Source organism: Flavobacterium sp. 38 (assembly GCF_057799715.1).
Genome location: NZ_JBYNWZ010000006.1, coordinates 178,778 through 197,932 on the forward strand (window position 1 = coordinate 178,778; position 19,155 = coordinate 197,932).

General features: G+C 32.4%; 23 protein-coding genes and 2 tRNA genes. 15 read left to right on the top strand and 10 right to left on the bottom strand.

The window, feature by feature from the left end; genetic code table 11:
* Window positions 1–213: 213 nt before the first annotated feature.
* Both AC3E9W_RS16200 and abc-f read left to right on the top strand, forming a co-directional pair.
* Window positions 214–582: a hypothetical protein gene (locus AC3E9W_RS16200; protein ID WP_306155111.1), complete on the top strand. Its 369-nt coding sequence runs from the start codon at window positions 214–216 to the stop codon at window positions 580–582.
* A 205-nt stretch (window positions 583–787) separates the two neighbouring features.
* Window positions 788–2,374 carry a ribosomal protection-like ABC-F family protein gene (gene abc-f, locus AC3E9W_RS16205; RefSeq protein WP_488769141.1) on the top strand — a complete coding sequence of 529 codons (1,587 nt, stop codon included), beginning with the start codon at window positions 788–790 and terminating at the stop codon, window positions 2,372–2,374.
* A gap of 26 nt (window positions 2,375–2,400) precedes the next feature.
* Here the strand turns inward: abc-f and AC3E9W_RS16210 are convergent, their stop codons facing one another.
* Entirely contained in the window at window positions 2,401–3,375 is a 975-nt protein-coding gene (locus tag AC3E9W_RS16210) for an alpha/beta fold hydrolase (protein ID WP_488769142.1), read from the bottom strand.
* Between the two features lie 231 nt (window positions 3,376–3,606).
* On the opposite strand from AC3E9W_RS16210, the gene AC3E9W_RS16215 reads away from it, so the two are divergent.
* The 6 genes from AC3E9W_RS16215 (at window position 3,607) to AC3E9W_RS16240 (ending at window position 8,008) form a co-directional block, all read left to right on the top strand.
* Window positions 3,607–4,659 (top strand): linear amide C-N hydrolase, encoded by a 1,053-nt coding sequence (locus AC3E9W_RS16215; protein WP_488769143.1) that lies wholly within the window; start codon window positions 3,607–3,609, stop codon window positions 4,657–4,659.
* Window positions 4,660–4,745: 86 nt separating this feature from the next.
* Complete coding sequence (locus AC3E9W_RS16220) at window positions 4,746–6,122, top strand: hypothetical protein (protein WP_488769144.1); 1,377 nt, start codon at window positions 4,746–4,748, stop codon at window positions 6,120–6,122.
* A 143-nt stretch (window positions 6,123–6,265) separates the two neighbouring features.
* The gene (locus tag AC3E9W_RS16225; protein WP_488769145.1) at window positions 6,266–6,583 is read left to right on the top strand and encodes an ArsR/SmtB family transcription factor; all 318 of its coding nucleotides are present in this window, start codon (window positions 6,266–6,268) and stop codon (window positions 6,581–6,583) included.
* A 3-nt stretch (window positions 6,584–6,586) separates the two neighbouring features.
* Window positions 6,587–7,054 (top strand): SRPBCC domain-containing protein, encoded by a 468-nt coding sequence (locus tag AC3E9W_RS16230; protein ID WP_306155100.1) that lies wholly within the window; start codon window positions 6,587–6,589, stop codon window positions 7,052–7,054.
* A gap of 7 nt (window positions 7,055–7,061) precedes the next feature.
* Entirely contained in the window at window positions 7,062–7,439 is a 378-nt protein-coding gene (locus tag AC3E9W_RS16235; protein WP_488769146.1) for a DoxX family protein, read from the top strand.
* Between the two features lie 11 nt (window positions 7,440–7,450).
* Complete coding sequence (locus tag AC3E9W_RS16240) at window positions 7,451–8,008, top strand: DUF4256 domain-containing protein (RefSeq protein ID WP_488769147.1); 558 nt, start codon at window positions 7,451–7,453, stop codon at window positions 8,006–8,008.
* A 38-nt stretch (window positions 8,009–8,046) separates the two neighbouring features.
* Here AC3E9W_RS16240 and AC3E9W_RS16245 read toward each other — a convergent pair whose 3' ends face one another.
* Window positions 8,047–8,397, bottom strand: coding sequence for a DUF2200 domain-containing protein (locus AC3E9W_RS16245; protein ID WP_306155094.1), 351 nt, complete (start codon window positions 8,395–8,397; stop codon window positions 8,047–8,049).
* Window positions 8,398–8,531: 134 nt separating this feature from the next.
* On the opposite strand from AC3E9W_RS16245, the gene AC3E9W_RS16250 reads away from it, so the two are divergent.
* Window positions 8,532–8,927, top strand: coding sequence for a VOC family protein (locus tag AC3E9W_RS16250; protein WP_488769148.1), 396 nt, complete (start codon window positions 8,532–8,534; stop codon window positions 8,925–8,927).
* Between the two features lie 53 nt (window positions 8,928–8,980).
* Here AC3E9W_RS16250 and map read toward each other — a convergent pair whose 3' ends face one another.
* The 3 genes from map to AC3E9W_RS16265 form a co-directional block, all read right to left on the bottom strand.
* On the bottom strand, window positions 8,981–9,745 hold the full coding sequence (map, locus tag AC3E9W_RS16255; RefSeq protein ID WP_488769149.1) for a type I methionyl aminopeptidase: 765 nt from the start codon (window positions 9,743–9,745) through the stop codon (window positions 8,981–8,983).
* Window positions 9,746–9,861: 116 nt separating this feature from the next.
* Window positions 9,862–10,599, bottom strand: a complete 738-nt coding sequence (locus tag AC3E9W_RS16260) for an SDR family oxidoreductase (RefSeq protein ID WP_488769150.1) — start codon at window positions 10,597–10,599, stop codon at window positions 9,862–9,864.
* Window positions 10,600–10,678: 79 nt separating this feature from the next.
* The gene (locus tag AC3E9W_RS16265) at window positions 10,679–11,248 is read right to left on the bottom strand and encodes a Crp/Fnr family transcriptional regulator (protein ID WP_488769151.1); all 570 of its coding nucleotides are present in this window, start codon (window positions 11,246–11,248) and stop codon (window positions 10,679–10,681) included.
* A 93-nt stretch (window positions 11,249–11,341) separates the two neighbouring features.
* On the opposite strand from AC3E9W_RS16265, the gene AC3E9W_RS16270 reads away from it, so the two are divergent.
* Window positions 11,342–11,929: a hypothetical protein gene (locus AC3E9W_RS16270; protein WP_488769152.1), complete on the top strand. Its 588-nt coding sequence runs from the start codon at window positions 11,342–11,344 to the stop codon at window positions 11,927–11,929.
* A 9-nt stretch (window positions 11,930–11,938) separates the two neighbouring features.
* Here the strand turns inward: AC3E9W_RS16270 and AC3E9W_RS16275 are convergent, their stop codons facing one another.
* A complete protein-coding gene (locus AC3E9W_RS16275; RefSeq protein ID WP_488769153.1) occupies window positions 11,939–12,334 on the bottom strand; it encodes a VOC family protein in 396 nt (131 codons plus the stop codon).
* A 192-nt stretch (window positions 12,335–12,526) separates the two neighbouring features.
* Here AC3E9W_RS16275 and AC3E9W_RS16280 point away from each other — a divergent pair, with 192 nt between their 5' ends.
* Both AC3E9W_RS16280 and AC3E9W_RS16285 read left to right on the top strand, forming a co-directional pair.
* Window positions 12,527–13,099, top strand: coding sequence for a hypothetical protein (locus tag AC3E9W_RS16280; RefSeq protein ID WP_488769154.1), 573 nt, complete (start codon window positions 12,527–12,529; stop codon window positions 13,097–13,099).
* 15 nt (window positions 13,100–13,114) lie between these two features.
* Window positions 13,115–13,633: an endonuclease V gene (locus AC3E9W_RS16285; protein WP_488769155.1), complete on the top strand. Its 519-nt coding sequence runs from the start codon at window positions 13,115–13,117 to the stop codon at window positions 13,631–13,633.
* A 15-nt stretch (window positions 13,634–13,648) separates the two neighbouring features.
* On the opposite strand, the gene AC3E9W_RS16290 is transcribed toward AC3E9W_RS16285, so the two are convergent.
* Window positions 13,649–14,233: an HD domain-containing protein gene (locus AC3E9W_RS16290; RefSeq protein ID WP_488769156.1), complete on the bottom strand. Its 585-nt coding sequence runs from the start codon at window positions 14,231–14,233 to the stop codon at window positions 13,649–13,651.
* 151 nt (window positions 14,234–14,384) lie between these two features.
* On the opposite strand from AC3E9W_RS16290, the gene AC3E9W_RS16295 reads away from it, so the two are divergent.
* Both AC3E9W_RS16295 and AC3E9W_RS16300 read left to right on the top strand, forming a co-directional pair.
* Window positions 14,385–15,314, top strand: coding sequence for a DUF2268 domain-containing putative Zn-dependent protease (locus tag AC3E9W_RS16295; RefSeq protein ID WP_488769157.1), 930 nt, complete (start codon window positions 14,385–14,387; stop codon window positions 15,312–15,314).
* A gap of 21 nt (window positions 15,315–15,335) precedes the next feature.
* Window positions 15,336–15,977: a hypothetical protein gene (locus AC3E9W_RS16300; RefSeq protein ID WP_488769158.1), complete on the top strand. Its 642-nt coding sequence runs from the start codon at window positions 15,336–15,338 to the stop codon at window positions 15,975–15,977.
* 75 nt (window positions 15,978–16,052) lie between these two features.
* Here AC3E9W_RS16300 and AC3E9W_RS16305 read toward each other — a convergent pair whose 3' ends face one another.
* The 3 genes from AC3E9W_RS16305 to AC3E9W_RS16315 form a co-directional block, all read right to left on the bottom strand.
* Window positions 16,053–16,688: a hypothetical protein gene (locus AC3E9W_RS16305; protein WP_488769159.1), complete on the bottom strand. Its 636-nt coding sequence runs from the start codon at window positions 16,686–16,688 to the stop codon at window positions 16,053–16,055.
* A 167-nt stretch (window positions 16,689–16,855) separates the two neighbouring features.
* A tRNA-Leu gene (locus AC3E9W_RS16310) sits at window positions 16,856–16,916 on the bottom strand.
* Window positions 16,917–16,979: 63 nt separating this feature from the next.
* Window positions 16,980–17,057, bottom strand: a tRNA-Val gene (locus tag AC3E9W_RS16315).
* 263 nt (window positions 17,058–17,320) lie between these two features.
* Here AC3E9W_RS16315 and AC3E9W_RS16320 point away from each other — a divergent pair.
* Window positions 17,321–19,111 (top strand): ABC transporter ATP-binding protein, encoded by a 1,791-nt coding sequence (locus AC3E9W_RS16320; protein WP_488769160.1) that lies wholly within the window; start codon window positions 17,321–17,323, stop codon window positions 19,109–19,111.
* Window positions 19,112–19,155 lie beyond the last annotated feature (44 nt).

The window sequence follows — 19,155 nt, forward strand, 5'->3', positions numbered from 1 at the left end:
ATCTTAAAAAGCATATTAGACAAATTTTAGCTCCATTTTAGGTTTGTTTATAAAATGCTGGTTATCAGTTAAAGTACCGAAAACAGAGACTTTCCGAATTAAAAGCAATTCAAATTAAGAAGTAAAAAAAATCTTTATAAATATTTGATACCTAATATTTTAATATCATTTTTTTTTGTAACTTTTTCCTGTTTAACTTTTAATCTCAAAATCATGAAAAACTCAAAATTATTTACTCTCGTAATTGCCATTGCTGTCGTACTATTGGTTTCATGTCATAATAAAAGAAACAAACTAGTAAATTCATGGAAAGTTAGCGCTGTCGAAGCTAAAATGCCTCTTTCGGATTCTGCTAAAAACGCAATTCTAACCAATGGAATGCTTACTTTTACAGAAGATGGGCATGTTACAGGATTCCTGCTTCGTGAAATTACCGACGGAACTTATGCTTTAACAAAAAAAGGAAAAAGCCTTGTTATTAAAGATGAAGTTGGTACTCCTTATCCTTGCGAAAGTACTATAACAGAGGATAAATTAATTTTAGATACCAAAGAAGCCAAACTAACATTTGATAAAATTTAAACGAAGAATTATATTCTAATTCGATACAAAAAACCATTCTTTATAATTGTAGAGAATGGTTTTTTGATTTTTTAAGCGAAAATAAATACCTTTGCAACTCTTAAAACAAGCAGCGCTTTATGTGAAAAATAATTTCTTTCAGGAAAATTTAGAAGCATCTACAATATGTGGAGGCTAGAATATTTATCTATAAAAGAAAGGAATTATGCTTATTCTTCAAAATATCTCCTATCAGCATGAGAATAAAGACATGCTGTTTCAAAACATTAGTTTTACACTCAACAATCAAGACAAAACCGCTTTAGTCGGCAATAATGGTGTTGGAAAATCAACTTTATTAAAAATTATTGCAGGCGACTTAACTGCTTTTTCAGGGCAGATTATCCAAGATTCAAAGCCCTATTTTGTTCCGCAATTGTTTGGTCAGTTTAATGATCTTACCGTTGCTGAAGCTTTACGTATAAAAGAAAAAATAACTTCACTTAAAGAAATACTTGAAGGTATTGTAACCGAAGAAAATCTTCAATTATTAGATGATGACTGGACTATAGAAGATCGCTGTACTGAAGCTTTGTCGTATTGGCAACTACATGATTTGGATTTGAACCAGAAAATGGAAACCTTAAGCGGTGGACAAAAAACAAAAGTCTTTCTGGCAGGAATTATGATTCATGAACCGAGTTTAATTTTGCTAGACGAACCGAGCAATCATTTAGATTTCGCTGCCAGAACATTGCTATATGATTTTATAAAATCGACAACAAGTACGCTTTTAATTGTAAGTCATGACAGAACTTTGCTCAATCTTTTAAATAAGACATTAGAAATGTCTAAAAATGAAATTTCGGTTTATGGCGGAGGTTATGATTTTTACAGCGAACAAAAAAAGATTGAAAACAATGCTTTAGAACAAGATGTTCAAAGCAAAGAAAAGGCATTGCGGAAAGCCAAAGAAAAAGAAAGAGAAACGATTGAACGTCAGAACAAATTAGATGCTCGAGGCAAAAAGAAACAGGAAAAATCGGGTGTCGCCAGAATTATGATGAATACGCTTCGAAATAAAGCCGAAAACAGCAGTTCAAAACTTAAAGATGTTCATACCGAAAAAATCAATGGCATTTCTGAAGATTTAAGACAGTTGCGTTCTTCTCTACCCGCAATCGATCAAATGAAGTTTGGGTTTAATAATGCTTCTTTTGTAAAAGGGAAAACGCTTTTTAAAGCTTCGGATCTCAATTATAATTATGATCAAAAATTTCTTTGGAATGAAAATCTCAATTTTGAAATTCTATCGGGCGATCGTCTCGTGATAAAAGGATTGAATGGTTCGGGAAAAACAACTTTAATCAAAATTATTCTAGGAGAGTTGAGTCCAACGAAAGGGCAAATGACTTCATTAGCAAAAAAAGCAATTTATATCGATCAGGATTATTCTTTATTAAATCAGAATCTTAAAATTTACGAGCAAGCTCAGGTTTTTAATGATTGTGGTTTGGAAGAACATGAAATAAAAATGAGATTGAATCGCTTTTTATTCTCCAGAAATGATTGGGGTAAACCTTGCAATGCTTTAAGCGGAGGCGAAAGAATGCGTTTAATGCTTTGCTGTCTGACCATTAGCAACGATTCCCCAGAGATTATAATTTTGGATGAACCGACAAACAATTTAGACATTCAAAATATTGAAATCCTGACGGCGGCAATCAATGAATATCAGGGAACTTTAATCGTGATTTCACACGATCAATCCTTTCTGGAGCAAATCAATATCCAAAAAAGTATTTTACTTTAAAAAAATAGAAAAAACTAGCGTCAGACCTATCTTGGCACTAGTTTTTCAATTTCGTTGCAAATCAAATCGGGCTCTTGAAGCGTGATATAGTGTCCACTTTTTGAAGCAAAAACTTGATTGCTGTTTGTGGATAGCTTTAATAAATCGGTTTGTAATGCATTATGGATACCTAAATATTCTTTTTCCAGTTTTTTGTCTCTAGCACCTTCTACTCCAACTGGGTATTTAGCAGTAATTATAGTTAACGGAATTGAACCAAAGTCATTGATTTCAGAAGCTTCTTTCATCAATTTATCGTCATTTTCAAGCTCTGCCATCATTCCGTCAAAAATGCGGTAGAAATAGTTTTTAACGTTTTGATTGAACCAATGTTCTTTTGGAACAGCGCCTGTAAAAGCAGTACTGCTATATAAAATTCTAATAAGCCCAATTTCATTTAAAAAACTTAAAAACTTTCTTGGCGGTGGCTGAACAGAATTTCTTAAGGCTTCTGATGATTTTTCGAGCTGTTTAGGATGCGAAACATCAACAAAAACAATTCCTGCCAAATCTTTATTATTTTTTCGAATAAACAATCTTGGCGTGATTCCGCCAAAAGAATGTCCGATTAAAATGTACGGCTTGGGACAATTGGTTTGTTTCAAAATCGTTTCTAAATCATCCGAATATCTTTTTAGTGAGATATCTTTAGAAGGATCGCTCCACAAAATTCCAGCTTTATCGTAAGATATAGTAGTGTATTTTTTAGAAAGTTTCTTCTGAATATCCTGCCAATGCAAATGATCTCCTCCTAAACCAGATTCAAAAATTATGGTGCAAGGACCGTTTCCTAGCTTTTTATAATGAATTTTTCTTCCGTTAATTTCTACAAATTCTTTTTCATCGGGACTTTTATTATCAAAGTAAAAACGGGCAATTTGTTCAAATAGAAATCCGATAAGAATTAGAATTAAAAGTGCAATAAATAATCTTTTAAATATTCTGAGTAGCTTTTTTGCCATTATATTGTGTTTAAAATATATTCTGAAGGCATCAAAAATAGTTTTATTTTATTAAAATTCAAAACTATTTATAATTATTCTAAATAATATTTTTACTTTTATAACTTTTAATTTATAGCCAATTTTTTACATAAAAGCTGTAAATTGCAGAGAGGCTTTTTGAGAGCTATTTCTCCTCCAAAACAAACTGTTGAAAATCAGAACTTAACGTTTAATTAAATGTCTAAAACTATGAAACCAAAAAACAGATTTTTTCCTGCCCTATTAGCTTTAACATTATTAATAACCGAAACTGTACTGCCTTGTACAAGAATTGTTTACGAAGGATTGAACGGTACTATTATTACCGCACGATCAATGGACTGGCGCGGAGAGATTCCTGCCAATTTGTGGATTTTTCCCCGAGGAATTGAAAGATCTGGAGAAGTTGGAACTAGTTCTATTAAATGGAAGTCTAAGTACGGAAGCGTGGTAACCAGTTCGTGGGATATCGCTTCTTCAGACGGAATGAACGAAAAGGGACTTGTGGGCAATCTTCTATGGCTTGTAGAATCGCAATATCCTGCATTTGAAAAGAATGGAAAAGTGAAAGGTTTGGCCGTTTCTTTATGGCTGCAATATGTTTTAGATAATTTTTCGACAGTAGCAGAAACCGTAGCGGCATTAGAAAAGAACGATTTTGTAATTACTTCATCGCATATTCCGGGAACCAATATTTTTGCTACCGTACATCTTTCCATTTCTGATTCTAGCGGTGACAATGCTATTTTTGAGTATATAAATGGAAAGCTAGTAATTCACCACGATAGAAAATATGTTGCAATGACCAATTCTCCAATTTTCGATCAGCAATTGGCTATTAATGCGTATTGGAAAGGAATTCCTGGTACGATTATGCTTCCTGGAACCAACCGCGCGGCAGACCGTTTTGTAAGAGCTTCTTACTATATAGATGCGATTCCGAAAACTGATAACACTAGAACGGCTCTGGCAAGTGTTTTTGGTGTTATAAGAAATTGCTCTGTTCCTTTGGGAATTTCATCGGAAACAGAACCAAACATCTCTTCTACCCGCTGGAGAACGGTTGCAGACCAAAAAAATCTAGTGTATTATTTCGACAATGTTTTGAATCCGAATGTGATTTGGGTCGAATTCAGTAAGATTGATTTTAGCGAAAAGGGAAAAATTAAGAAACTTAGTCTAGCCAATAATGAAAACTATTCTGGAGATTCGCTGATAAATTTCAAAGAAACTAAGCCTTTTCAGTTTGCAGGATTAGATTAATCTTGAAAAGAGCAATTTATTCTAACTTGTAATTAAATTCAGATAAATTTATATATTTGAAAAATAATCCTAAATCTTTCCTAATTATGAAACATTTTTACTGTAAGGTCGCATTAAGTGCATTTTTTGCATTATTTCTTTATAGCTGTCAAAATGATGAAGCGACAGAAACACCAACTCCTGACCAGCAATCTAAGGTGTTATTCTCTGTAGATTTTGGTAATGCCTACACTGGCGATATCAAAGGTTATCTTGCAGCCTATACTCCTGAAGGCGAATTGTTGAATTACGGCAGTTTAGGTGATTCATTAAAATGGAATTTAAAAGGAAAATATAATGGAGATAAGATTGATATATTGTATTTTCAGATAGTTAATGGTATTACGATTCAGCATATAAAAAGTGTTCCTGTAGGCAAAACTTTTTCTAATAAACAGAATTTTGAGTTATATAAAGAAACATATCGTAAAACTTTTAAGATTAAAGTAGAAGACTTTGGAAAAAGAGATGATAATGCGCCAATGGAAAATGGATTCATGAGTACGGCTTATTTTGGCTATAGCGGTAACGTAACTTTTACCAGCCTAAAATGGAATAAAGTCGAAAATGGATACACTTATGCTGATGTTACTCTTACGAAAGGAAATGATGCTCAAGAAAAGAAATATGGATATCAGTTATTAATCTTCGACAAGAGCACCAACAAACCGTACGTGAAGTATTTAGATTTAGATACGCTTATTCAGAATTATCCTGGAGACAATGATGTTATTACCTTAAATAAAAGTGATTTTGTACCTACAGAGATTAAAGCTGTGGAAGTAAATGCAAATAATCTTCCGTATGAAAACATGTTTTTGTATACCTACAACAAACAAGCTGATAGAAGGGATATTGTTAGATCTTTTAATCATATTAATGAAGGGAAAAACATTTGGTACATAAGTAATAATCAAGAAGTGCCTATGAGTTTTTGGAGATTGGCTTATTCGGCAAAAGCTGGAAGTACTTCTTACGTCGCTGAAAGTAATAAAAAAGAGATTCCTTCTTCTGTTGTAATAAAAGAACTTCAAGGGCAAAGTGTAAGCAAAACTGGAGATCAATATACATTTAAACATGCTTCAGTTTTTCCAGACAAAACACTTTCGAGAACTTGTGTTTCATTTTATAAAAACAAATATGCTGCTAATAGCTTTACTTACATTCTCAATTTTAATGGTAAAGAAAGTGCAGGAAGCTCAACAATAAAACCTTTCAAAATTCCTAATACATTATTGGAAAAACATTCTAAATATAAAGAAGTAGATAAAGTAGAATGGACTATTGGAGATTACGCGCAAGTTTACGATAATAGACCTTCAGAAAACCCAACTTTAGATCTATTAAATGATTTGTTGTTGTGGAAAACAAATGGATATTCTGAAAATGAATATTTAACTGAATCTTATCAAATTAAGCTTTAAAAATAAGGAAAATCCCAATTTTTGAAATTCCAAATTCCAATTCTTTTAGTGTTGGAGTTTGGAATTTCTTTTTTGAAGTTTCTCCATTTTTTATTTTGCGCAGTCAAATGATTGCATTATATTTGCAGTCAAATAACTGCATAATGGAAATTAGAAGAGATGTTTTTCAAGCTATAGCCGATCCTACACGAAGAGCTATTTTAAGTTTAGTTGCTGTTCAGGCCATGACTCCTGGGGCAATTGCAGAGAATTTTAATTCGTCGAGACAGACGATTTCAAAACATATTCAAATTCTTAACGAATGCGAACTATTACATCAAACACAAAGCGGAAGAGAAATTTATTATCATTTAAATCCAGAAAAAATGAAAGAAATTGACCAATTTATCGAGCCATTTAGAAAAATGTGGGACGATCGTTTTAATAAGTTAGAAGCTATCATGAAAAACTATAAAAAATAAACCATGGAAAAGAAAACCAAAATTCACGCAGAAGACAACAGGCATGATCTTGTGATTACAAGAGAATTTGATCTGCCAGTAGAATTGCTATTTAAAGCTTATGTTGAACCTGAAATTGTGGCACAATGGATGGGAACAAAAGTATTGAAGCTTGAAAATAAGAAACATGGCGGATGGGAGTTTGAAACCAGCGATGCTAACGGAAATGTCGTTTTTAAAGCAAATGGTGTTATTCATGATTTTGTTCCAAACGAAAAAATAGTACGCACTTTTGAAATGGACAATATCAATTTTGCGCCTCAGTTGGAGTTTTTAGAGTTCGAAAAAATAACCGATGACACCAGCAAATTGACGATGCAGATCATATACAAATCGATTGAGCACAGAACAACGCAAATGAAACTGCCATTTGCTCAAGGTTTAAATATGGCACATAACAGACTAGAAGAAATTGTAACTAACCTAAAATAAAATAATCATGTCAAAAAGAAATAGAATTATTTATTGGATTGCCACGCTTTGGCTGGCACTAGGAATGACAGCAACCGGAATTGTACAGCTTATACCTGTAAAAGAAGAAGCTGAAATGATACAGTATTTGGGCTACCCGCTTTACTTTTTAACGCTTTTAGGCGTTTGGAAACTTTTGGGTGTTATTGCCATTTTAATTCCGAAATTTGGTTTATTAAAAGAATGGGCTTATGCCGGTTTCTTTTTTGCCATGTCTGGAGCGGTTGTTTCGCATTTAGCGGTCGGAGATGGCGTATCTGCCCTTTTCGGTCCAAGTTTATTAATTGTTTTAACTGTAACTTCTTGGTATTTCAGGCCAGAGAACAGAAAATGCACTTCTAATTAAAACTAAAGAACATGAAAAAACAACTGACAGCAAACGAGCAAGAAGAACTTTTAAGTATTCTTGAAAAACGTTTTGAGAATAATAAAAACCGCCATGAAAATCTGGAATGGGCAAAAATTGAAGCCAAACTAAAAGCAAATCCAGCAAAATTAGGATCGCTTGACGAAATGGAAAAAACTGAAGGCGAACCCGATGTTATTGGTTACGATAAAAACACAGATGAATATCTTTTTGTAGATTGTTCTGCTGAGAGTCCGAAAGGGCGCAGGAGTATTTGCTACGATCATGAAGCGCTCGAGAAAAGAAAAGAACATAAACCCGCTGACAGCGCTATAAATATGGCACAAGAAATGGGAATTGAAATTTTAAATGAAGAGCAATACAAAGAATTGCAAAAGCTAGGAAAATTTGATGCCAAAACTTCGAGTTGGATTTTAACTCCGCCAGAAATACGAAAATTAGGAGGCGCGATATTCTCCGATTTCCGATACAATACCGTTTTTGTATATCATAACGGTGCCGATTCTTATTACGCTGCGAGAGGTTTTCGAGGTTTACTACGAGTTTAAAAGTAAAAGACCTTCAAATTATTTTTGAAGGTCTTTTTTTATTCTCTTAAAATCTTTTCCATTTTTCTGCCTTTCGCAATTTCATCGACCAATTTGTCTAGATAGCGTAATTTTTGAATTAATGGATCTTCAATCTCTTCTACACGATAGCCGCAGATAACTCCCGTAATTTTAGAAGCATTCGGATTAAGTTCTGGAGCTTCAGCAAAGAAAGTCTGAAAATCTACTTTCTTTTCAATTTGTTCTTTAATTTGCGTGTCGCTATAACCTGTTAACCATTTAATTACAGTATCTAATTCTTCTTTCGTTCTTCCTTTCTTTTCGACTTTTTGAATGTATAATGGATATACGCTAGAAAATAGTATTTTGTAAATTCTTTCTGTGTTCATGACAATATGATTTTACTTAAGTCGGTTGTGTAAATATAGCTTAAAACCATAAAAAATGAAAATGCAAGCATTTATTTAATACCTTAGATTCAACTAAAAAAGATCAATTTTAGAAATTTTAAATAGTTATTTCTATGGAAAATCAAGATGATAAAACACCAAAAGTAATTGGAATTGGAGGCATTTTCTTTTTTTCGGATAATCCAAGTGAAACCAAAAATTGGTATTCTAAAAATTTGGGATTAGACGTAAACGATTGGGGTTCGACTTTTGAATCGAGAGATTTAGAAAATCCTGATCAGGTAAATTCATTGCAGTGGAGTCCTTTTCCAAAAGGAGACGATTACTTCTCTCCTTCCAAAAAAGATTTTATGATCAATTACCGTGTTCAGAATATTGAAGGACTTGTAGCTCAATTAAAAGAAAATGGCGTTACTATTCTTGATAATATCGAAACTTACGATTATGGTAAGTTTGTACATATAATGGACGCTGAAGGCAATAAAATTGAACTTTGGGAAGCGGTTTAATAAAATCAAAAACTCCATTATTTCTAATGGAGTTTTGGTTTTATACGTTTTTTTTAATTCCAAATTTCATTCATTTCGGTCAAAATAATTGGTTTTCCTTCTGTAACTACGATGGTATGTTCGTGCTGAGCCATAAAACCGCCTTTGTTTCCAACCATTGTCCAGCCATCTTTTAAGGTTTCGGCAAAAGTTGAAGCCGTAGAAATAAAAGTTTCAATAGCCACTACAGAATTCTTCTTAAATCTCGTTTGGTTAAAGCGATCTCTGTAATTCGCAATTTCGTGCGGCGCTTCGTGAAGACTTCTCCCTACTCCATGTCCCGTTAAATTTTTAATGACTTTATAGCCTCGTTTTTTCGCTTCAGTTTCAATTAAAAATCCGATATCAGAAATACGGACTCCGCCTTTTATGCTATGAATTGCTTTATATAAAATATCTTTAGAAGCCTCAACCAGTTTTTGGTGTTCATTTACATCAGAACCAATTACGAAAGATCCTCCGTTATCTGACCAAAATCCGTCTAACTCTGCAGAAACATCAATATTAATTAAATCGCCTTCCTTCAAGATTCTTTTCTCAGATGGAATTCCGTGGCAAAATTCGTTATCAACACTAATGCAAGTCCAACCAGGAAATCCGTAAGTTAGAAATGGCGCAGATTTCGCTCCCAGATCATTCAAAATTTGACCTCCATAATCGTCCAATTCTTTTGTAGACATTCCGGGTTGGGCAAATTTTCTCATTTCTTTTAAAGTAAAAGCGACTGCTTCACTTGCTTTTTTCATTCCTGCTAATTCGGCTTCTGTAGTAATTGACATTGTTTTGTATCTTGAAATTAATAACAGGCTAAATTTACCACTTTTCTAGTAAAACAATAGTTATTAAAATGATAAAAACCTTCCAAAATCAATGACTTTGAAAGGTTTTTTGTTTTTTACCATGGACTTTCCTCGCTTTCATCTTCAATATCTGGACTGAAAAATTTTCCAGTTGGTCCATCTTCGTCAACCAAAGTATGTTTTATAATAAAAGTGGCAGCTTTTTCTACACTTTGCGGTCCACTGTGATGATTAAAATCGGTTGCTGTATAGCCAGGATCAATTGAATTTACTTTGAATTTCAGATCCTTCAGTTCATGAGCTAAAGTAACCGTAAATGCGTTTAGAGCCGTTTTTGAAGAAACATAGGAAACGGCTTTTATGGCATAATATTTCCAAGCTGGATCGCTGTGCAAAGTCAGAGAACCTAATCCCGAAGTAATGTTGCTGATTCTAGGACTATCAGATTTTTTCAATAATTCCATGAAAGCCTGCGTAACGCTTATCACCCCGAAGAAATTCGTATCAAAAACTTTTTGAATGCTTTCTACCGAAGTTGTAGATGCATCTTGCGGAGTATCTCCCAGAATTCCAGCATTATTAATCAGAATATCCAATTTGCCTTGCTCCTTTTCTACTGTATTTTTTGCTGCTAAAACGCTTTCTGCATTGGTAACATCAATTTGAATGGCTTGAATGTTTTGAAATCCATTTCCATTCAATTCTTTTACAACTTCTTCTCCTTTTGCAAGATCACGCGTTCCTAAATAAACGAACAATCCTTTTGCTGAAAGCTGTTTAGCCGTTTCTAAACCAATGCTTCTATTTGCGCCTGTAATTAATACTGTTTTCATTTTTATCTTTTTAAATTATCTGAGGCAAAGTTGCATCGATTAAAAACAAAAACATTTGCCATATGGCAAAAAGCGATTTTTAACGAATATTTTTTCGAATTCTGCTTAAAGAAGATTGCGTAATTCCTAAATAAGAAGCCAAATATGAAAGCGGAACTCGATTAATTACTTTTGGAAACATTTCCATAAAAGATAAATAACGTGTTGTAGCGTCTTCTGAAACCAGCGGACTTCTTCTTGCCACTTTCTGAATCAAAGCTTTTGAAGTGATTTTATGTACAATTGTGTCCCAGCCTACGATCGTGTTAAGTAATTCTTGCCAATCGGATTTAGAAAACACGATAACTTTGCAATCTGTAACGGCTTGCACATAAGCAGACGAGCAGATATTGTTGTCGAAACTTTCTAAGTCAACAACCAAATTATTTTCGTCGATAAAGTATTTTGTAATTTCTTCGCCCTTGTTGTTGTAGTAGCAGACACGCATTATGCCATCTACGATAAAACCAACTTCAGCAGCTATTTTTCCGGCCTCAGAAAAATAGTCTTCTTTTTTGATTTCTTTTTCTTTGGCTTTCGTCAAAATCAAATCAATCTGCTGCTGATTTAAATTGCCAAACTGTAATATGTAATTTACTAATTCTTTCATGCACGAAAGTTAGTCATAAGTTTTTATTGAGAATTTGTCTTATGGCAAAAAATACTATAGATATATTTATATTAGCGGATATAAAAACAAACAATGAAATTAATTCTACAGCTTCTATTTTTATTTTTTATCAATCTTGGATTTAGTCAGGATTATAGAGAGGCATCAATAATTTTTAATGACAACAGTTCTATTGAGGGCTTTGCTGAAATTAAAAATAATGCCATTTATTTTAAAGTAAAACAAGAAGATAAAGCAGATAAATGGAGTTATGACTTTGCAAAAGGATTAGTTTTTTCTGCCTATGGATTTTCTGAAAAGTATGAATACGTTGAATTTGAACATTCAAAACCCAAGTTACTTCAAGTTATTGAAGAAGGAAATGTAAATCTTTATCGATATGCAAAAGCTTATTATAGCGGCAGAGATACAAATATATCAATTGGAAAATTACCTTCTGATGAAGATATTGTTTGGGCTACGACAGAAGCATTATATGTAAAACGAAAAAATGAACCATATGCTACAGATATTGAGTTTAGTTTTAATATAAGAGCAAAAAAATACTTTGGCGATTGTAAAAAAGTCATAGAAAGAATTAACAACAAGAAATTTACCAAAAAAAACATTAAAGATATGGTCTTTTTCTATAATGAATATTGTGGTTCAGACGACGAATAATTGATTAAACTACATTCCTGGCCAATACAAAAAATTAAATTTATGTCCATCTGGATCTGCAAAGCCAAAAGTATAGCCGACTTCAAAGTTTTCTGGCTCGGAGTAAATCGTTCCGTTTATTTCTTTTATTTTTTCATACCAAAGATCTACTTCTTCTACACTGCTTGCAGACAAAGAAAATACAATTTCGTTATCGATTGCTGTGTTGGAGAGTTTTCCTTTTACAGCATCTTCCAGTCGTTTTGGAGCGAAAAAATTAATTACAAAATCATTTTCTCCAAAAACAAAACTTACCAATTCTTTTGTTTCGGTTCCGTTTTGTTTAAAACCTAGAGCGGTATAGAATTGAATTGTTTTCTGTATATCGTTACAAACCAAATTGGCCCATATCATTTTAGTGATCATAATTTTAGTTTTTTGATTTGTAACTAAGTTACTAAATAAATTCCTTAAATGTTGGCAAGAGAATCTTTACGCTATTGATTTATTTTCTTGTATAAAAGTTTTTAAATTAATTTTAGCTGAAAGCGTTATTCTTTGTAAGGTTTTTCTAAATTTAGACTCTCAATATTGTATTGAAAGAAAAAATAGATCTCTATGAAAATTTTTAAGCCTTTTTCTTTTTTGCTTACGATACTCTTAACAGGCTGCGTCGGAAACATGAATCCGACCGGTGGAAATTCAGCGCCAAATTATCCCTTTTTTATAACCACAGAACCTTTAATAGTAAAGAAAATTCAAGTTCCAGTAGGAACAAAATTGGTTTATGAAGAAAGCTTTTTTAATGAAGGAAAAATGGAACATAAATTAAGCGAAGAAAAATTGACTGCAATTGAATTTCCTGATCGAAAAGAATTAATTTGGGGCGGTGTTCCTGTGAAATCTATTGATAAATTTTTCAATTCAGAAATGCACGGTTATACCGTTACGGCTGACTTTAGCAAATTGAGTGAAGATAAAAAAACTAAATTCTCAGAACTTTGGAAAAGCTGTAATGATGATTTAGGAATTACAATAAGAAACACTGACGATTGGTCTTTTAATAAACTGAATATTGCTGATATAGAAGACTGTAGCGTCAACAATCAGCGTTATTTTAAAGACGATATGAAGCAGCAGTCCTTTTTAAATGAAATGTATGCCGAATTGCAGAAAGTAAATCCCAAATAAATATACCATAACAACATGATCTTAGCTTTTGATACGTATTATTTTGACCAAAAAGCAAAAACAATCTGTCTTGAATTTGCAGAATGGAATGAAGATAAAAACTTTAAAATTCATTCTGAAACAATAGACAATGTGGAAGAATATATTCCAGGTGAATTTTATAAAAGAGAATTGCCATGCATTTTAAGTTTATTAAAACAAATTGACCTTTCTACTATTGAAGTTATTGTAGTCGACGGATTTGTTTATTTAGATGATGAAAACAAATATGGTTTAGGCGGTTATTTATATGAAAAACTAAACAAAGAAATTCCGATTATTGGTGTTGCCAAAACGAATTTTGCTTCTATAGAAAAGAATAAAAAAGCACTTTATAGAGGAGACAGCAAAAAAGCGCTTTACATTACTTCTATCGGAATTGATTTGGATGAAGCTTATAAAAAAGTAGAAAGCATGGCGGGAGAATTTAGATTTCCTACTTTGCTTAAAGAATTGGATAGATTGACGAAGGAAGAACAAAGCTCCTCAATTTAATGAGGAGTTTTTTTGCTATGATTCAACTTTAGGCGATTCTACAAAACGATGATATTCTTTGATTTTGTTTTTTAATCTTTCTGCTAAATAGTCATTTGCATCTTTCAATTCACGGTAAATCGTTTCTGCTTCTTCAATATATATGAGCTTTTTCTCATCATTCCAATAAAATGGCGGTTCGTAGAGATTACATATTCTATCGGCCATTTTAACTGCCCAAACTTCCTTTGGCTGTTGTTTTATTCTTCTTAAGCTGTCCAGCATTTTTTCAGATGAGCTTTCAATTTGGCTGTTTTTAGTCAATGCTAAAACTCCATCTGCCACTTCTTTTCCAAAAAGATCATTTATTTTTTCATAAGATATATCAGTGTCTTCAATGGTATCATGCAGCATAGCGCATTTTATGGACAAATCGGCATTTATAGAAGGCGTCAATTGAATTGCTTTTATAGTTTCAAAAACAACACTCCCAATATGATTTATATATTCAACTTGTTCTCCATCTTTTGACCCTCCATATTTCTGACTATTGTGCAGTCTAGAAACCAATTGCCATATTTTTTGTATTTCATCTATTGACCAATCTTTCTGCTCTTTCATCTATATTTTTTAAGTTTTTTATTGACTGTAATTTATTGATTTTTCTATAGATTTACAAGAGCTAAAGCTTTTTATTATATTTAAAATATATTTATGAGAGAATTTAATCTAACTCAGATTTACCAACCTTATTTAATAATCTGAAAAAAACATGAAACTAAAGTATATTATTCTTTTTAGCATCATTTATATTCAAAATTCTGTTTTTGGGCAGAATAATTTCTCCTTAAATCCTTTGGATGCCGTTTTTGAAACAGCAGATACAAAAAGTTTCTGGATAGCTTTTGATAAAATGGACAAATCAAAAGAAAATCCATTTTTGGAATACATGCAAAAAGGCTCTCCAGGTGTCAAAGCTTTTACAGAAAACAGAATAATCAACGCTGATTCTCTTTTTGCTGTTGTCAAGAAAAGAAAAGCTGATTATGAGCTTTCTAGACATGTGTTAGACAATATTTCTGCTAAAGAAAAGCGAGTTAGAGCTATTTATAGTGCATTAAAATATTGGTATCCAAATGCAAAGTTCCCTCCTATCTATTTTGTTTACGGAAGATTTAATTCGGGCGGAACTTCTGCTCCCGAAGGAATTATTATTGGAACTGAAAAACTTCAAAATCTGGACGGAATTTCTGGTTTAATTGCACATGAATTGATACATTATCAGCAAAATATACAAAGCACAGACATGCTCTTAAAATGGTGCTTGCTAGAAGGCGGTGCAGACTTTATTGGAGAACTTATTTCGGGAGATGCCATTAATGAGCTTTCGTACCAGTATGGAAATGAGAATAAAGATAAATTATGCCAAGAGTTTGTAACAAGATTGAAAAATACAGATAACCAAGATTGGCTGTACGGAACCTCAAAAAAAGACGATAGACCCAATGATTTAGGATATTGGATTGGCTACAAAATAACAGAAGCCTACTTCAACAATCAGCAAGACAAACGAAAAGCAATTGATGAAATATTGAATATAAAAGATCCATTGCAATTTTTAAAACAAAGCGGTTTTTTAGATGTTTATATTGCAAACTATCAGAAAGCTAACAAAGAAAACTATGTTGCATTTTTTAGATAATGAATCTTATAAAAGTTAGAAATGAACTTATCAAAAAAAATGAGCAGAAAGATTATATCTTTTTTGGTTGTAATAATAACTTTCTCTTGTAAAGAAGGTGATAAATCAATACCAAAAACAACAAATGATGCTGCTAAAACATTAAAAAATAAAGAGCTATCAGTTTATACAAAGTATAAATATCCCAATCCTGAAGGTGGAGAAATAACCATACAAAACAGTTTACCTAGAGGCGGAATGCAATATGCTGCTCCTGATGGTAAAAAATATATTTATGCAGTATTTTGGACCCGAATTATAAATGAAACAAATAATGCTTTTGAGTTGAAAATTAGCATTCCTGTAAACTCATACGAAATACCTTCTTTGCCTGGTCAATACTTTAAAATAGTAATTCCTTCAGATGAAATGACACTTGATAAAATTTCTAAGTTTAATTATGGATTGGAAAACTTAGAATCTTTCTTAGATACTAATATAAGTAAACCATCTTCGTTAAAAAGAACCATAGCTCTTAAACAATCAACTGGTTTTTATGTTGTAATGTTATGCATGGCTGAAGGCGCCAAAGGAACCTTACGAACAGAACTTTATTTAAAAGAACAAAATCTTTTTTATAGAATTAATGGAAAAGAAATTAGCTGTGGTAGCATAATAAAATAAGTTCTTAAAGTAAAATGCATAAAAACCTCCAAAATCAAATGACTTTGGAGGTTTCTTATTTGTGAACCACGATTTTTATTCTTTTTTAGTCCCTGTCCAAAAATAATTTTTATTACATTCTTTTGATATCAAGTCGGTTATATGTTTGCTTGTGTCTTTTAAAGATTTGTTGTTTTTCTTTTCAGAGAACGAAATAAGTAAATTAGGCTTTTCAAATTGGTGTATTTTTACAACTTTATTGTTTGTATATTTTAGATATAGCCTATTAATATATAGTTGCCTTTTATATGTTCTTCCGTTATTATGTGAAACTATCGTAATGTCATTTGCTCCAAGTTCAAAATTTTTTATTTCAGAAAATTGAACTTGAATTTTCCTAAAAAGATTCAATTTTATTTTTAAAACTTCTTTAGTATTTTCTATATAAAAAACATTCGATGTTGGCTTAATGAATGTCTCAAATGAAACAGATGCAAAATATAGGCCTACAATGAATAATATACCTGAAAATAAAAAAGCTAAACCTGTATTTAGATTAAATTCTCTGTCAAGTAGATTAATTGACAATTGGTAACAAATATAGAAAATAGCAACTGAAATGAGTAAATAACAAAAAATATAGTAATAATCATTTAGGCTTCTTCTATAATCAATTTTTAAATTTCCATTCTCAAATTTTTCAATAGAATAATTACCGATGTTATACTTCATTTTTTTAGTTGTTGCTTTTTTTGGTTGTTTTAAAATCCGATGCTAATGGGAATGCTTTGAAATAGCTGAGCTAATATATTAGTTTTTGAAAAATATTAGGCATAAAAAAACTCCTTAATTTCTTAAGGAGTTTCTTGGTGGGCGATGATAGCTTGTTCCGATTCATCGGAAGGTTCGAACCCCCGACCACTTCCGATGTTAATCGGAATGCTCTGAACCAGCTGAGCTAATATATTAGTTTTTGAAAAAAAAAGACATAAAAAAAACTCCTTAATTTCTTAAGGAGTTTCTTGGTGGGCGATGAGGGGTTCGAACCCCCGACCCCCTCGGTGTAAACGAGGTGCTCTGAACCAGCTGAGCTAATCGCCCTATTTTACTAGGTTGCTATCGTTTGTGATTGCGAGTGCAAATATACAGCTAGATTTTATATTTCCAAGCCTTTTTTTGAAAAATGTGAAAAATAATTTTGATAAAACATTTAGAAATCTATTTATCAAGGAATTAAAAAATAAAAGAAAATACGATTTTCTTAAATTTAGTTAAAAATCATATCCTTCAAGGGTAATTCGACATAATCTTTTTGTATTCACTTGCTATAGTCATACCTTTGCGTACCTTAATTGTATATTCAAATGGCAAGATTTCAAGAAAATGATTTACCGAAAGCTAAATTAAACTCTAACTCCATTCAAAAAGCACTTCGAATTTTTAAATATGCTAAAAACCACAAATGGAAATTTTTCCTAGGTTTGATTTTCCTTTTTTTAACCAGCGCCACTGCCCTAGCCTTTCCTAAATTGATGGGAATGCTGGTAGATTGCGTTACTAATAAAGACCTTTCTAGAGCCAACGAAATAGCACTTGGTTTGATGGCGATTTTGGTTCTGCAAGCTGTTTTCTCTTTCTTTAGAATTTCATTATTTGTAAATTTTACAGAAAACTCTCTTTCTAATATTCGTTTTGCCTTATATGAGAACTTAATAAAGTTGCCAATGTCGTTTTATTCTCAAAAACGTGTTGGTGAATTGAATAGTAGAATTAGTGCTGATATTTCGCAATTGCAAGATACTTTCAGTACAACGATAGCGGAGTTTCTGCGTCAATTTATCTTGATTATTGGAGGTTTTGTAATTTTAGGAAGTATTAGTCCAAAACTGACTTTAATGATGTTGGCAATTGTTCCTCTTGTAGCAGTTGCGGCTGTAATCTTTGGAAGATTTATTCGTAAATACGGAAAAAAAACTCAAGATAAAGTAGCCGAAAGCCAAGTTATTGTTGAAGAAACTCTACAAGGAATCAGCAATGTGAAGGCTTTTGCAAACGAATGGTACGAAATTCAGCGTTACAAAAACAAGATTAGAGAAATTGTGAAAATTGCCATCAAAGGCGGTCAATACAGAGGTTACTTTGCTTCGTTTATTATTCTATGCCTTTTTGGATGCGTTGTTGCTGTAGTTTGGTACGGAATCACCTTAACGATTAAAGGAGAAGTTGAAGGCGTTGGCGATCTGATCTCTTTTGTATTGTATACAACATTTATCGGTGCTTCCTTTGGCGGAATTGCCGAAATGTATGCTCAGATTCAAAAAGCAGTTGGAGCGACAGAACGTGTTTTTGAATTATTAGAAGAAACTCCAGAAGAAATTAATGCTAAGCCAAGAGCTACTGCTGTAGAAAAAATAAAAGGAAATGTGGCTTTTAAAAACGTTGCTTTTAGTTATCCCTCAAGAAAAGAAATTCAAGTTTTAAAAGATGTTAATTTCAATGCGGAATTCGGACAGAAAATTGCCATCGTTGGTCCGAGTGGCGCTGGTAAATCGACTATTTCTTCACTTCTTTTACGTTTTTATGACATCACTTCTGGAGAAATAGTAGTAGACGGTAAAAAGATTCAAGATTATGATTTGGAAGATCTTCGTGGAAATATGAGTATTGTTCCTCAAGATGTAATTTTATTTGGAGGAACCATTAGAGAAAATATTGCTTACGGAAATCCAAATGCTACAGAAGAAGAAATTATCGCTGCTGCAAAACAAGCTAATGCTTTTAATTTTGTTGACGGATTTCCAGAGAAATTTGAAACTTTAGTGGGAGAACGCGGCGTTAAACTTTCTGGAGGACAGCGCCAACGTATTGCAATTGCAAGAGCATTGCTTAAAAACCCGAGTATTTTGATTTTAGACGAAGCCACTTCGTCTTTAGATAGTGAAAGCGAAAAACTGGTTCAGGAAGCTCTTGAAGTTTTAATGGAAGGAAGAACAAGCATTATTATTGCGCACAGACTTTCTACCATTAGAAATGCAGATAAAATTTTAGTTCTAGATAACGGAAAAATTTCAGAAGAAGGAACGCACCAGGAATTAATAAACTTAGAAAATGGTATTTACAAGAATTTAAGTAATTTGCAGTTTAGCAATTCTTAAATAAATTCCAATTTTTTAAAATTCCAAATTCCAACAAAAAAGTC